The sequence below is a fragment of the Pseudomonas sp. GW823-FHT06E10 genome (assembly GCF_058794995.1).
Map to the genome: position 1 here is coordinate 45,410 of NZ_JBXAHJ010000004.1, position 13,965 is coordinate 59,374.

General features: G+C 60.3%; 14 protein-coding genes. 7 read left to right on the forward strand and 7 right to left on the reverse strand.

What is annotated here, in order from left to right; genetic code table 11:
* Positions 1-53: 53 nt before the first annotated feature.
* Together AC1Q6Y_RS08065 and AC1Q6Y_RS08070 are read left to right on the forward strand one after the other, a co-directional pair.
* A complete protein-coding gene (locus AC1Q6Y_RS08065; RefSeq protein WP_057714716.1) occupies positions 54-1,181 on the forward strand; it encodes an acyl-CoA dehydrogenase in 1,128 nt (375 codons plus the stop codon).
* Between the two features lie 13 nt (positions 1,182-1,194).
* A complete protein-coding gene (locus AC1Q6Y_RS08070; RefSeq protein WP_057714717.1) occupies positions 1,195-1,968 on the forward strand; it encodes an enoyl-CoA hydratase in 774 nt (257 codons plus the stop codon).
* A gap of 184 nt (positions 1,969-2,152) precedes the next feature.
* Here the strand turns inward: AC1Q6Y_RS08070 and AC1Q6Y_RS08075 are convergent, their stop codons facing one another.
* The 3 genes from AC1Q6Y_RS08075 to AC1Q6Y_RS08085 all read right to left on the reverse strand — a co-directional run bounded on the left by AC1Q6Y_RS08075 (position 2,153) and on the right by AC1Q6Y_RS08085 (position 5,472).
* A complete protein-coding gene (locus AC1Q6Y_RS08075) occupies positions 2,153-3,304 on the reverse strand; it encodes an acyl-CoA dehydrogenase family protein (protein WP_090455384.1) in 1,152 nt (383 codons plus the stop codon).
* A gap of 3 nt (positions 3,305-3,307) precedes the next feature.
* Positions 3,308-4,414: an enoyl-CoA hydratase/isomerase family protein gene (locus AC1Q6Y_RS08080; RefSeq protein ID WP_159390035.1), complete on the reverse strand. Its 1,107-nt coding sequence runs from the start codon at positions 4,412-4,414 to the stop codon at positions 3,308-3,310.
* A 164-nt stretch (positions 4,415-4,578) separates the two neighbouring features.
* Positions 4,579-5,472, reverse strand: coding sequence for a LysR family transcriptional regulator (locus tag AC1Q6Y_RS08085; RefSeq protein ID WP_340312027.1), 894 nt, complete (start codon positions 5,470-5,472; stop codon positions 4,579-4,581).
* 101 nt (positions 5,473-5,573) lie between these two features.
* Here AC1Q6Y_RS08085 and AC1Q6Y_RS08090 point away from each other — a divergent pair, with 101 nt between their 5' ends.
* Positions 5,574-6,665 carry a polyamine ABC transporter substrate-binding protein gene (locus tag AC1Q6Y_RS08090; protein WP_492624345.1) on the forward strand — a complete coding sequence of 364 codons (1,092 nt, stop codon included), beginning with the start codon at positions 5,574-5,576 and terminating at the stop codon, positions 6,663-6,665.
* Positions 6,666-6,686: 21 nt separating this feature from the next.
* A complete protein-coding gene (gene speB / locus AC1Q6Y_RS08095; protein ID WP_090455377.1) occupies positions 6,687-7,646 on the forward strand; it encodes an agmatinase in 960 nt (319 codons plus the stop codon).
* Positions 7,647-7,761: 115 nt separating this feature from the next.
* On the opposite strand, the gene AC1Q6Y_RS08100 is transcribed toward speB, so the two are convergent.
* Positions 7,762-8,814 carry an aldo/keto reductase gene (locus AC1Q6Y_RS08100; protein ID WP_492624346.1) on the reverse strand — a complete coding sequence of 351 codons (1,053 nt, stop codon included), beginning with the start codon at positions 8,812-8,814 and terminating at the stop codon, positions 7,762-7,764.
* A gap of 159 nt (positions 8,815-8,973) precedes the next feature.
* Between AC1Q6Y_RS08100 and zapE the strand changes: the two genes are divergently transcribed.
* The 3 genes from zapE (at position 8,974) to AC1Q6Y_RS08115 (ending at position 11,307) form a co-directional block, all read left to right on the forward strand.
* Positions 8,974-10,092, forward strand: a complete 1,119-nt coding sequence (zapE, locus tag AC1Q6Y_RS08105) for a cell division protein ZapE (protein ID WP_492624347.1) — start codon at positions 8,974-8,976, stop codon at positions 10,090-10,092.
* 26 nt (positions 10,093-10,118) lie between these two features.
* Positions 10,119-10,700 (forward strand): DinB family protein, encoded by a 582-nt coding sequence (locus tag AC1Q6Y_RS08110; protein ID WP_057714727.1) that lies wholly within the window; start codon positions 10,119-10,121, stop codon positions 10,698-10,700.
* A gap of 115 nt (positions 10,701-10,815) precedes the next feature.
* Positions 10,816-11,307 carry a GNAT family N-acetyltransferase gene (locus tag AC1Q6Y_RS08115; RefSeq protein WP_154859879.1) on the forward strand — a complete coding sequence of 164 codons (492 nt, stop codon included), beginning with the start codon at positions 10,816-10,818 and terminating at the stop codon, positions 11,305-11,307.
* Between the two features lie 77 nt (positions 11,308-11,384).
* Here the strand turns inward: AC1Q6Y_RS08115 and AC1Q6Y_RS08120 are convergent, their stop codons facing one another.
* From AC1Q6Y_RS08120 to AC1Q6Y_RS08130, 3 genes are all read right to left on the reverse strand, one after another.
* Positions 11,385-11,594 carry a hypothetical protein gene (locus AC1Q6Y_RS08120; protein ID WP_008053741.1) on the reverse strand — a complete coding sequence of 70 codons (210 nt, stop codon included), beginning with the start codon at positions 11,592-11,594 and terminating at the stop codon, positions 11,385-11,387.
* A 165-nt stretch (positions 11,595-11,759) separates the two neighbouring features.
* Positions 11,760-13,496: a phosphoethanolamine transferase CptA gene (locus tag AC1Q6Y_RS08125; protein ID WP_492624348.1), complete on the reverse strand. Its 1,737-nt coding sequence runs from the start codon at positions 13,494-13,496 to the stop codon at positions 11,760-11,762.
* A gap of 198 nt (positions 13,497-13,694) precedes the next feature.
* The gene (locus AC1Q6Y_RS08130; RefSeq protein ID WP_340312014.1) at positions 13,695-13,877 is read right to left on the reverse strand and encodes a DUF6026 family protein; all 183 of its coding nucleotides are present in this window, start codon (positions 13,875-13,877) and stop codon (positions 13,695-13,697) included.
* Between the last annotated feature and the right edge of the window lie 88 nt (positions 13,878-13,965).

The following is a 13,965-nucleotide window of genomic DNA, read 5'->3' on the forward strand; positions in this document are numbered from 1 at the left end:
GAGCAAGCTCGCTCCCACAGGGTTTCGCATTTAGCTTGATTTAAGGATTCACCATGATCCCCAATGACGACCAACAACAAATCCGTGACATGGCCCGGGACTTTGCCCAGGAACGGCTGAAGCCCTTCGCTGCCGAGTGGGACCGCGAGCACCGTTTTCCCAAGGAAGCCATCGGCGAAATGGCCGGGCTGGGCTTCTTCGGCATGCTGGTGCCGGAGCAGTGGGGCGGATGCGACACCGGTTACCTGGCCTACGCCATGGCGCTGGAAGAAATCGCCGCCGGCGATGGCGCCTGCTCGACCATCATGAGCGTGCACAACTCCGTGGGTTGCGTACCGATCCTCAACTACGGCACCGATGAGCAGAAAGAGCGCTTCCTCAAACCATTGGCCAGCGGTGCGATGCTCGGTGCCTTTGCGCTGACCGAGCCCCAGGCCGGTTCCGACGCCAGCGGCCTGAAAACCCGTGCGCGCCTGGAAGGCGATCATTATGTGCTCAACGGCTGCAAGCAGTTCATCACCTCCGGGCAGAATGCCGGGGTGGTGATCGTGTTTGCGGTGACCGATCCGAGTGCCGGCAAACGTGGCATCAGCGCCTTTATAGTGCCGACCGATTCGCCGGGCTACAAAGTCGCGCGGGTCGAAGACAAGCTCGGCCAGCATGCGTCCGACACCTGCCAGATCCTCTTCGAAGACGTGAAGGTGCCGCTGGCCAATCGTTTGGGCGAGGAGGGCGAAGGCTACAGGATTGCCCTGGCCAACCTTGAAGGCGGTCGCGTCGGCATCGCTTCGCAATCGGTGGGCATGGCCCGTGCCGCGTTCGAAGCGGCGCGCGATTACGCCCGTGAGCGCGAGAGCTTCGGCAAGCCGATCATCGAGCACCAGGCCGTGGCGTTCCGCCTGGCGGACATGGCGACCCAGATCGCCGTGGCGCGGCAAATGGTGCACTACGCCGCCGCTCTGCGTGACAGTGGCAAACCGGCCCTGGTCGAAGCGTCGATGGCCAAGTTGTTCGCCTCGGAAATGGCCGAGAAGGTATGCTCCTCGGCGCTGCAAACCCTGGGCGGTTACGGTTACCTCAACGATTTCCCGGTGGAGCGGATCTACCGCGACGTACGGGTCTGCCAGATCTACGAAGGCACCAGCGATATTCAACGCATGGTCATTTCGCGCAATTTATAAGAAGGAGTCCCCTGTGAGCTACGAAACGATTTTGCTGGAAACCCACGGCCGCGTTGGCCTGATCACCCTCAACCGTCCACAAGCGCTGAATGCGTTGAATGCGCAGATCGTCAGCGAACTGAACCAGGCCCTTGATGGTTTCGAGGCTGACTCGAACATCGGCTGCATCGTCCTGACCGGTTCGAAAAAAGCCTTTGCCGCCGGTGCCGACATCAAGGAAATGGCGGAGCTGACCTACCCGCAGATCTACATCGACGACCTGTTCAGCGACAGCGATCGTGTGGCCAACCGCCGCAAGCCGATCATTGCGGCGGTCAACGGTTTTGCCCTGGGCGGCGGCTGTGAGCTGGCGTTGATGTGCGATTTCATCCTGGCCGGTGACAACGCCAGATTCGGCCAGCCGGAAATCAACCTCGGCGTGTTGCCGGGCATGGGCGGCACCCAGCGCCTGACCCGCGCCGTGGGCAAGGCCAAGGCCATGGAAATGTGCCTGAGCGGCCGCTTGATCGATGCCGTGGAAGCGGAACGTTGCGGCATCGTGGCGCGTATCGTGCCGAGCGATGAGCTGCTGGATGAAGCGCTGAAAGTCGCCGCGTTGATCGCTAAAAAATCGTTGCCGATTGCGATGATGGTCAAGGAAAGCGTCAACCGTGCCTTTGAAGTGAGCCTGGCCGAAGGCGTGCGCTTTGAGCGTCGGGTGTTCCATGCGGCGTTTGCGACGCAGGATCAGAAGGAAGGGATGGCGGCGTTCATTGCCAAGCGTGAGGCTGAGTTCCAAGGTAAGTAAAGTAGCGGTCTTTCGGGCCTCATCGCGAGCAGGCTCGCTCCCACATTGGACCTCAGCGTTTATGAGATCCTCTTGTAGGAGCGAGCCTGCTCGCGAAAAACCTGAGGGCACCGGGTTGATTCAGGTACCCCGCGTTATCGTTGGCCACCATCGCGAGCGAGCTCGCTCCTACAGGTACAGGGCATCAAATCAAGTAGTTCTTCAGTTCGCGGGCAATCACCATTCGCTGAATTTCGCTCGACCCTTCGTAGATCTGCGTGATCCGCGCATCCCGGTAGTACTTCTCTACCGGATAGTCTTCCAGATACCCGTAGCCGCCATGAATCTGAATCGCGGACGAGCAGACCTTTTCCGCCATTTCCGACGCAAACAGCTTGGCTTGTGACGCCTCCGACAGACAGGGTTTGCCGGCCGTGCGCAGGCGTGCGGCGTGCAGGATCATCAGTCGCGCGGCGTTCAACTGCATGTGCATGTCGGCCAGCAGGTTGGCGATGCTCTGGTGTTCATTGATCGTTTTGCCAAACTGCACACGATCACGGGAATAAGCCAGTGCCGCCTCAAACGCTGCGCGGGCGATGCCCAGTGCCTGGGCGGCGATGCCGATGCGGCCGCCTTCGAGGTTGGACAAGGCGATGGCCAGGCCCTTGCCGCGCTCGCCCAGCAAATTGGCTTCGGGGATGGTGCAGTTGTTCAGGGTCACCGCGCAGGTGTCGGAAGCACGGATCCCCATCTTGTGTTCGGTGCGGTCGACGATAAAACCGGCGGTGTCGGTCGGTACCAGGAACGCCGAGATGCCACGTTTGCCCAGGTCCGGATCGGTCACGGCAAACACAATCGCCAGTTTGGCGCGCTTGCCGTTGCTGACGAATTGTTTGGCGCCATTGATCACCCACTGGCCGTCGCGCAGTTCGGCGCGGGTGCGCAGGTTGTGCGCCTCGGAACCGGCCTGGGGTTCGGTCAGGCAGAAACAGCCGATGACCTGGCCGCTGGCAAGGTCCGCCAGCCAGGTCTGCTTCTGTTCTTCGCTGCCGTAGTTGAGCACCGGCCCGCAGCCCACGGAGTTGTGGATGCTCATGAAGGCGCCGGTAGCACCGTCGCCGGCGGAAATTTCTTCTACCGCCAGTGCATAGGCCACATAGTCGACATAGGTGCCGCCCCATTCCTCTGGGACCACCATGCCCAGCAAGCCCAGTTCGCCCATTTTCGCCACCAGACCGTCATCGATCCAGCCGGCCTTTTCCCAGGCCTGGGCATGGGGCGCGATTTCGCCGCGGGCAAAATCCCGGGCCATGTCGCGGATCATGACTTGTTCTTCACTCAATTCGATATCGTGCATGGCTCAGCTCTCGCTCCGGTCAAACTCGCTGAAGAAGCTCGCCACGTGTTCGGCGTCCAGTGCCTGGAGGGTGGGCGGGTTCCAGCGTGGTGTCTTGTCTTTGTCGATCAGCAAGGCGCGCACGCCTTCGATCAGGTCGCCGCGCTCGAACCACTGACGGTCCAGGTGCAGCTCAAGGGCGAAACATTGTTCAAGGGGCAGCTCGCGTCCGCGACGGAGCATTTCCAGGGTCACGGCCATGGCCAGCGGCGAGCGGGTTTCCAGCAGGTCGGCGGTGGTGACGGCCCACTCATGGCTGTCGGCGACCGTTACCTGGCGTAGTTGTTCCACAATACTCGGCACATCGGGTTGGGCGAAGAAGTGGTCGATGGCCGGGCGCAAAGTCGCCAGTGGCGCATCGGGCAGTTGCTGCACGGCGAATTTCGCCAGCAGGCCTTGCAGGTCCTTGAGCGGCGTATCGTGCCATTCGAGCTGGTCGAGTTTTTCGTCCAGGACGCCAAGCTTGTCGCTTTCCAGGTACCAGTCGGCCAGGCCGCAATACAGCGCATCGGCGGCGCGAATCTGCACGCCGCTGACGCCGAGGTAAATCCCCAGTTCACCGGGGATGCGCGGCAGGAAGTAACTGCCGCCGACGTCCGGGAAATAGCCGATGCCGACTTCCGGCATCGCCAGGCGGCTTTTCTCTGTGACCACGCGCAGGTCTGCGCCTTGCACCAGGCCCATGCCGCCGCCGAGGACAAAACCGTCCATCAGGGCCAGCACCGGTTTGCGGTAGTGGTGGATCGCGAGGTCGAGGGCGTATTCCTCGACAAAGAAATCTTCGTGCAGGGTGTCGCCGCTTTTGAAGCTGTCATGCAGCGAGCGAATGTCGCCGCCGGCGCAGAAGGCTTTTTCCCCGGCACCGCGCAAGACCACGGCATGGACTTGCGAATCCTGGGCCCAGGCGTCGAGCTGGCGGTGCAGGTTGCGCACCATGTCCAGGGTGAGGGCATTGAGGCCGGCGGGGCGGTTGAGGGTCAGGTGACCAATGTGGTTGCGAACCTCGGCCAGCACTTCGTTTTGCATGGCATCCATGGACTGAGTCCCGGGAGAAAAAACCTGAGCAGTCATCACTAACTCCCTGCTTTTATTGTTCTTTATCAAGATGCTCGCGCGCGAGCGATGGCGGATCGTATCAGTGCAAATTTGCCTTGTACAACCCGGATAAGTGCAGGTTATCTGTGCATTTTTGCATGACAGTGTCCGGCATTGTTACAGCGTAGACCACGACGTAGTCAGGCAAACGCCGCGAGCAGATCCTCTTCGAATGCCTTTTGTGCATCGCCGGCCACTTGCGCCCGGTGCCGGGCCAGATGAAACGCGACATCGAAACTCATGTCGCCTCGACGCACGGCCCTGAGCAAACCCTTGTTTTCCCAGGCATGGGCGAAGTGGCTGGGCAAATAACCGACATGCTTGCCGGAAAGGATAAAGGCGAGGGTGCCTTCGACTTGTTCCGAGCGCGCCGAACACAGCTTGCCCTGGAAGGGTTCGTCACTGCGCAGGAAACGGTAGGGGTGATCGACCCGGTCGCTGGCCTGCAGATCCTGATCGCAGGGGGCCGGGTTGGTGAACAGCGGATGGCCGGGGGCGCAATACAGATGCTGGGTTTCAATGAACAATTGGCGGTAGTCAAACGCGCTTTGCACTTGCGAGAAATAGCCGATGGCCAGGTCCAGCCGCTGTTGCAGTAGCAAGCGCTCCATTTCGCCGGGCATGGCGCTGATCAGTTCGATGCGCACTGACTCGTCCCGCTCACGGAAGCGCCTGATCGCCTCGGCCACCCGTTGCAGCACCGATTGATCCAGGGCTTCGGACAGACCCAGGCGCACTTCACCGATCAAGCGCCCGGCCACGCCGTTGGATTGATGGCGGAAGGCTTCGATGGACTCGAACAGTCCACGGGTGGCGCTGAGGAGTTGTTCGCCCTTGGCGGTGACCTTGAATCCGCCCTTGCCGCGGCTGCACAGGCGATAACCAAGGCGGGTTTCCAGCTTGGCCATTTGCTGGCTGATGCTCGACTGGCTCAACCCCAGCTCACCCTGTGCGGCACTGAAACCGCCGCACTCCACCACGCTGACAAACAGACGCAACAATTGCAGGTCCAGATCATGGAGTTGGCCGAGCATCAAACATTACTCCGTCATAAAGTCAGGTTAATTAACTTGATATTTCACCAATGTATCCGACGACGCATCCTGCAACCACTTCCTCTGGTCAGGTGTTCGTCATGGCTCCCATGTTCAAGCTGTGTTTACCCGCGCTGTTGCTCGCCGTGGCTGTTTCGGCCCAGGCCGAAGACAAGGTGGTCAATCTGTACAGTTGGGCCGATTACGTGGCCCCCGAAACCCTGCAGCGGTTCGAGCAGGAAACCGGCATCCATGTGCGCTACGACACCTTCGATTCTTCGGAAGTACTGGAGACCAAGCTGCTCACCGGCGGCAGCGGTTATGACGTGGTGGTGCCGTCCTCCAGTGTGCTGGCCCGGGGGCTTGCAGCCGGGGCGTTGAAACCGATTCCCCGCGAAGGACTCAAGGGTTACGCCAACCTAGATCCGGACTTGCTGGAAAAACTCGCCGCTGTCGATCCCGGCAACCGCTATGGCGTGCCTTATACCTGGGGCACGCTGGGATTGGGCATGAACGTCGAGGCGATCAAGCAGCGCTTGCCGAACGTGCCGCTCAATAGCCTGGACCTGCTGTTCAAACACGAGTACGCGAGCAAGTTGAAGGACTGCGGCATCGCCATTCTCGACTCGCCCCAGGAGGTGATCGGACTGGCGCTGCATTACCTGGGTAAAGATCCCTACAGCACAGACAAGAATGATCTGTCAGCCGCCGAGGCGTTGCTGCATCAGCTACAGCCGAACGTGCTGTACGTCGCCACCGGGCGGCAGATCAGCGACCTGGCCAATGGCAGCGTGTGCCTGGCGTTGACCTACAACGGTGACGCCAGCATGGCCGCCGACCAGGCACGCAAGGCCAACAAACCCTATGAAATTGCCTACCGGATTCCCAGGGAAGGCACCCTCGTGTGGCAGGACAACCTGGCGATTCCCAAGGACGCGCCGCACCCCGAAGCCGCCCGCGCCTTTATCGAATTCATGTTGCGCCCCGAGTCCGTTGCGGCACTGACCAACACCTTGTTCTTCGCCACGGCGAACCAGGCCGCCACGCCGCTGGTGGATGAAGCGGTGCGCACCGATCCGGACATCTACCCGCTGGCCGACGTGCGCGAACGGCTGTACGCCGACCGCAGCATGAACCTCAAGGACATGCGCCTGCGCACGCGCTTGTGGACCACTTTCCGTAGCCGCCAATAACTATAAAAGAAGGAGCCTTCAATGGACGTCCCGATGCAGAACGATCAAGCCCTTACCCGTGACAGCCTTTACGGCACGGCCGCTGAAAGTACCTACGCCGGTATCACCAGTTTCATGCGTCGCCGTTACAGTCGTGACTTGCGTGGCGTTGATGTGGCCGTCAGTGGCGTGCCGTTCGACACGGCCACCAGCAACCGCCCCGGCGCACGCTTCGGGCCCCGGGGCATTCGCGCCGCCTCGGCCGGGATCGCCTGGGAACGGCACTGGCCGTGGACGTTTGACCCGTTTGATCATCTGGCAGTCATCGACTACGGCGATTGCGATTTCGACTACGGTTCGCCGCAATCGACGCCCGAAATGATCGAAGCCCACGCCGAGCACATCCTCAATGCGGGCAGCGCGATGCTGACCTTTGGCGGCGATCACTTCATTACTTACCCGCTGCTCAAGGCCCATGCGCGAAAGCACGGGGCATTGTCGCTGATCCACTTCGACGCCCACAGCGACACCTGGCCGGACGAAGAGGGCAAGCGCATCGACCATGGCACCATGTTCTGGCACGCGGCCAGGGAAGGGCTGGTGGACCCGTCGCGCTCGGTACAAATCGGCTTGCGCACCACCAACGATGATCATCAGGGCTTTCAGGTGCTCGACGCACGGCAGGTGCACCGCCGTGGCTGCGAGGCGATCGTCGAGGCGATTCGCGCCCGGGTCGGCGACAACCCGGTGTACCTGACCTTCGACATCGACTGTCTCGATCCGGCATTCGCTCCGGGCACCGGAACACCTGTATGCGGCGGCTTGAGCACGGTGCAGGCGCTGGAGATTCTCGGCGGTTTGCGCGGGATCAACCTGGTGGGCATGGACGTGGTGGAAGTGGCACCGGCCTATGACAGCGCGGAGATCACCTCACTGGCGGCGGCGACGCTGGCGATGGAGATGCTGTGTCTGTATGCGGCAAGGCATAAGGTCGATAAGTAATACGCCTGACCCTGTGGGAGCGAGCTTGCTCGCGATGGCGGTCGATCAGCCGACATGGATGTTGAATGTTCCGCCCTCATCGCGAGCAAGCTCGCTCCCACAGTTTTGATTTGTGTCAGGCCACCGGAATGATTGGCAGGTCGAGGATCTGACCACCGCTGAACCGTGCGAACGAACCGGAAATGGATTCGTGCGGCACGCCTTTGTCCACGTCACTGACGCCATCCAGTCGTGCCAGTTGTTCGCTGCTCAACTGCACATTCAGCGCGCCCAACGTGGCATCCAGCTGCTCACGGGTCCGGGAACCGAGGATCGGAATCAGCGCCGTGGTCGAGCGTCTGGCTTTTTCCCGCAGCCAGGCGATGGCCACGTGGGTCGGGCTGGCGCCCAGTTCTGCGGCGACATCGATCAAGGTATCGAGCAGGGCGGTTTCGCGGGCGCTTTTTTCGGCGTGGATCAGCACACCGAGTTTGTTCGCGCGATTGTCGCCCTCACTGTTGCGATATTTGCCAGTCAGGAAGCCGCCACCCAGCGGCGACCACAAGGTCGCGGCCAGGCCCAAGGCTTCGGCCATCGGCAGTTGTTCACGCTCGGCGGTGCGTTCGGCGAGGCTGTACTCGACCTGGATCGCGGCAATCGGCGCAAAACCGCGTACCTCGGCCAGCAGGTCGGCGCGGGCGATGCGCCAGGCGGGGAAGTTCGACAGACCGGCGTAATGAATCTTGCCGGCACTGACCAGATCGTCGAAGCCGCGCAGGATCTCTTCCATGGGCGTGACGCCGTCGCTCATGTGCGCCCAGAACAGGTCGATATGCTCGGTCTTCAGCCGTTTCAGGCTTTCTTCGACGGCGCGCACCATGTTCTTGCGGCTGTTGCCAGTGTGGGAAATGCCGGCTGCCGGTGTAGTCCCGAGGGTGTATTTGGTGGCGATGACCAGGCGATCCCGTTCTGCGGCGATGAATTCGCTGAGCATGGCCTCGGACTGCCCGCCCTGATAGCCATTGGCGGTATCGATGAAATTGCCACCGGCTTCCAGATAACCATCAAAAATCCGTCTGGCTTCGTCACGCTCGGCGCCATGGCCCCAACCGGTACCGAAATTACCCGCGCCCAGCGCCAGTTCGGAAACACGCAAGCCGGTTTTACGACCGAAAACTTTGTAATGCATGGGATGACTCCAGAGGGATGGCGACAAGATTTAATAAATTATCTAAAACATCTATTAAATATGATGCTGGTAATCTAAAGCGTCAAGGTGCTTTTCCTGTCTGCACAAATCTGCCGATCACCGGTCGCGTTATCCATGGGCAATGGCATACTGCCGCCCATGACTATCGATTCCCCCTTAAGCGCCTGGCAGCATGCCATCGAACAAAAGGGCTTCGTCCAGGACGAGGCCCAGGAACATGCGGTGTGGGCGCTGCAAAAATGCCACGAAGCGTTGCACGCAGGCCGCGCGCCCATTTCCGGCGTGTACCTGTGGGGGCCGGTGGGGCGGGGCAAGACCTGGTTGATGGACCAGTTCTACCAAAGCCTGCGAGTACCGGCGCGGCGCCAGCACTTTCACCACTTCATGGGCTGGGTGCACCAACGCTCGTTTCAACTGACCGGCACTGCCGATCCGCTCAAGGCGTTGGCCCGTGAATTGGCTGAAGAGGTTCGCGTGCTGTGTTTCGACGAACTGTTCGTCAATGACATCGGCGACGCGATCATTCTCGGGCGCCTGTTCCAGGTGATGTTCGAACAGGGCGTGGTAGTGGTCTGCACGTCCAATCTGCCGCCGGACCAGTTGTACGCCGACGGCTTCAATCGCGACCGTTTCATGCCCGCCATCGCGGCGATCAAGCAGCACATGCAGGTGATTGCGGTGGATGGCGGGGAAGACCATCGCCTGCATCCGGGGGCCGGTTTGCAACGTTATTGGGTGGCCGAGCCCGGTAACCCCGGCGCTTTGGGTGAAGTGTTCCAGTTGTTGAGCGTCGGCCAGTCAGTATCGAGCGAGCCGGTCAAGGTCGGTCATCGCTCCCTTGAGGTGATCAAGGCCAGCCCGACGGTGCTCTGGACCCGTTACGCCGCGCTGTGCGAGCAACCCTTCGCGGCCATGGATTTCATCGCCCTGTGCGATACCTACGGCGCTATCCTGTTGAGTGACGTGCCCAACCTCAGCGCACAGAAACGCGCAGGGCGCATTGCCCGCGGCACCGAGGACGGTGTCGAGCGGGTGGAGGCGGGAGATCGCGAGTTGCCGCAGTTGTCGGTGCATGACGATGGTGTGCGACGGTTCATTGCCCTGGTGGACGAGTGCTACGACCGCAAGGTGCCGCTGTACCTTGAAGCGCAAGTGCCAATGGCATCGCTTTACACCGAGGGTTATCTGGAATTTCCGTTCCGCCGCACCCTCAGTCGATTGCATGAAATGCAACTGCAGCGGTTTGCCGAAGTTTGATCGGGTTTTGAACGGGAGCAGCGAACATGAATCAGCCCCTGTCACACCATTTGCTGACCATGGCCTATCAGAACGCCTGGGCCAATCACCGACTGGCCAAGGCCTGGCGTCAGTTGAGCCCGCAGGAACTGAGCGCATCCCGGGTCAGCTTCTTCCCTTCGATCCGCGCCACCCTCAACCACATCCTCACCTGTGACTGGTTTTATGTGGATGCCCTGGAGCGCGAACTGCGCGGCGACGACCCGCATCCCGATTGCCGGGTGTTTTTCAAGGAGGACGAACCCTGCCTCGTGGCAACGGACCTGGTTGGCGAACAGGCCCACGTCGACCGCCGGCTGATCGCCTACTGCGAGCAGATGCGCGACGCCGACCTGGGCAAAATCGTGACCATCGCCCGCGACACCCCGCAACACGACAGTCGCTTGCGCCTGCTGTCCCATTTGTTTGAACACCAGATCCATCACCGCGGCCAGATTCACGCCATGCTCAGCGGCACCTCGGTCCAGCCACCGCAACTCGACGAGTTTTTCTGCGTCGGTGAGTCGCACTTGCGGGCCGAGGATTTTGCCGAACTGGGGTGGACGGAAGCCTTGATCTGGGGCGCTTGAGGCCAAAGATTTTCTCGGTTGCGATTGTCGTTGGCACGTTGCTCGCGCTATGGTCTGCCGGCACTTCAGCGTGAGTACATGCTGGGGGCTACTTCATGTGTGATCGAGGATGGAAATGGACTCCGCAGAAATTCTTGTGCTTCAGGCCAGTTACACCAATCCGGTGCATGCCGAGGCTATTTGCCTGGTGCTGAACCACTACGCCGAGGACCCGATGGGGGGCGGCCAGCCGTTGCCGGCCAATGTACTGGAGCAACTCCCGGGCGAACTTGCCCGGCGCCCCCACGCCTTCAGTGTGCTGGCCTTTGTCGGTGGCGAGCCGGCCGGGCTGGTCAATTGCTTCGAGGGGTTCTCGACGTTTGCCTGTCGGCCGCTGGTCAATGTGCATGATGTGTCGGTGGTGAAAAAATTTCGCGGCCTGGGCTTGAGCCAGAAGATGCTGCAAAAGGTCGAAGACATCGCCCGTCAGCGTGGCTGCTGCAAGCTCACCCTGGAAGTGCTGGAAGGCAATGCCGTGGCCCAGGGTTCCTATGAAAAAGCCGGTTTCGCCGCCGGCATGTTCGACCCGGCCCATGGACGGATGCTGTTCTGGACCAAGAGCCTCTGATTCAACAGGCAAAAAAAGGGCGTCCATCAGGACGCCCGACAGTCTTCTACCTAGAACTGCAATCAGACGGCCATGGATCATTTCGGTCTGTAGGTTTCAGTCATTTGTGCGGTTTGATCGTCCGGAACCCGCAGTTCAGTGCTTTGGATGGGGTGGCCCAGGGCTTCTTGCTGGGCCAGTCGCAGGCTTTCGTAGTAATAGCGCATGCGTTCGGCTCCACCTTCGGCAAAAGCACTGGTTGAGCCCAAGGCCATCAGGCCGGCGAGAATCATTGCGGTGCGTTTCATGGTTTGCCTCCCACTACAGATGTCGGATGCCTTTCGTCCATGAATCAATGAAGCAGTGTCGAAATGGCATTATCCGCCGATTCGGTTAATTGGGAATCAACTTCACCAAACTGCATGGCTGCAACGGGAGCATGAAAAAGGGGCCGGAACCGGCCCCTGAAAGGATTACTGCTGAACGACAGTGGGTGGCGTTTTGGGCTTCATCAGGCTGAAGTCGATCAGCGCACGCTGCTGACGCTCATACGGGTTGCCGATCATCAATGGCCGGGCCTTGAAGCTGTCACTGATCAGGCTTTTGCTGCGATCGAGTTCGTCGAAGCTCAGGCCCGCCAGGTCGGCCCAGGTGTGAATCAGGTGCGAGCTGCTGTAAGGGCGCGAGAGATCACCCGCGAGGTTCCAGTCATGGGTTGCGCGCCATTTCGGCGATGCCCAGGCCATGAACGGAATGGTGTACATCGGTGCTGTCGGCTTGTTCTCGTTGCGCCCCAAGGTGTTGTGGCCCACGGAATCGAACACGTCCTCGCCATGGTCGGACAGGTACAGCAGGAAGCCGTTCGGATCGGTCCTGGCGTAGTCCTTGATCAGGCTGGACACCACGAAGTCGTTGTACAGCACGGCATTGTCGTAGCTGTTGTACGTCGGCAACTGGTCATCGCGAATCCCGGCAGGCACGCCCTCACGGTCCTGGAACTTGTCGAAGGTCGACGGGTAACGGTACTGGTAGCTCATGTGCGTGCCGAGCAAATGCACGACGATGAGTTTGCGCGGTGCCCCGTCGGCCAGGGCCTTGTTGAAGGGCTCGATCACGTCGCCATCGTACTGGGCGGCGTTCTGGTTGCGGTTGTTGTTCAGGTACACCTGTTCGTCGGCCTGTTCGGAAAAGGTCGTGAGCATGGTGTTGCGCTTGGTCATGGTCTGCTGGTTGGTGATCCAGAAGGTCTTGTAACCTGCCTGTTTCATCATGCTGACCAGCGATGGCGTCGACAGGTACAGGTCGGGGTTTTCTTCGTCGGCGAAGGTCAGGACCTGCTGCAGCGCCTCAATGGTGTAGGGGCGCGGCGTAATGACGTTGTCGAAAACGTCCAGTTGATCCTTGAGCTTGTCCAGTTCCGGCGTGGTTGCCCGGGGGTAGCCGTACAGGCTCATGCGCTGACGGTTGGTGGATTCACCGATCACCAGCACCAGGGTCGCAGGCGTGTTGGCCATTGCGTCCTTCAGGTTGTGCAGCGGTGGAATCTTGCTGGCGTTATTGAGCATGTCCTGCATGCCGGCCAGGGTTTCCAGGTAGCGGTGATAGGCCACGGCCATTTGCCATGGCACCGCCGGCTCGATGCGGGTTTCGAACTTGTCGAAGCCTTCGGCGAAACTGCCGGTGCGTGCGGTTTGCTTGATCAGCGGATAACCGACGACCGCCACGACAATGGCCACCGCGGCCAGGATTGCCTTGCCACGGGACAGGTACACCGGGCGCAGGCGTGTCCACAGGAACCAGGAAAAAGCGGTGTGGGCCAGGAACGCCGGCACCATCCACCAGGCAAAGTACTGGGTCATGTATTCGCCGGCTTCAGCCACGTTCGACTCAAACATGATGAAGATGACGCTCTGGGAAAACTCCTGCTGATAAATGAAGAAGTAACCCAGGCTCGCCATGGAGCACGCCCACAGTACGACGCCGATCACGGCAGCCATGACGCGGGTTTGCCGGGGGAACAGCAACATCGGCGCCAGCCAGAAGGCGCTCATGACGAAGGCCTGGCGGAATCCGCTAAAGCCGGAGGTGCCAGTCAACTGGATCAGTAGTTGGGTGATGCCGGAAAAGTACCAGAAGAATACAAACAGCCAGACAAATCCGGCCCAATCAAAACCTGCCGCAGTCGTGTTGCTGCGTTTAAACAAAGACATTCAGCGCTCCAGCCGAGAGTTCACTACCACCGCCGAGACTTGGATATCACGGACGACGAACGAGGGCCGCGCGGAATCGGGCGACCTAAACGAGTAATTGTCGTGTAACAATTGTGAAAATTTTGTGAGTTGCCAGGGATGGCAGGGCGTGAGCCGGTGCGGAAGCAGTGCAGACTGCTCCCGCTTCAAAGGAGGGGGTCAGGCGAATGGGGTGTGTTGCACCACAGCCAGGGGCTGCGCTTGATTGGTTTGCAGCAGCAGCCGCAATTGCGCCAGTTCCTGCTTCAACTGATCGCGTTCGTCTTTCAACTGGCGCAATTCGTCACGACGGATTGTGACGTAAAGGGTTTGTGCTGGCAGTGCGGTATGTACTGTGCCCATTGCTCACCTCGCAAATGGCGTGTCTCAACTGTAGGTACGCCTCGAAATCCGGGGCTGACCTACTATCGGCGCCAATTTTGATTTCTTT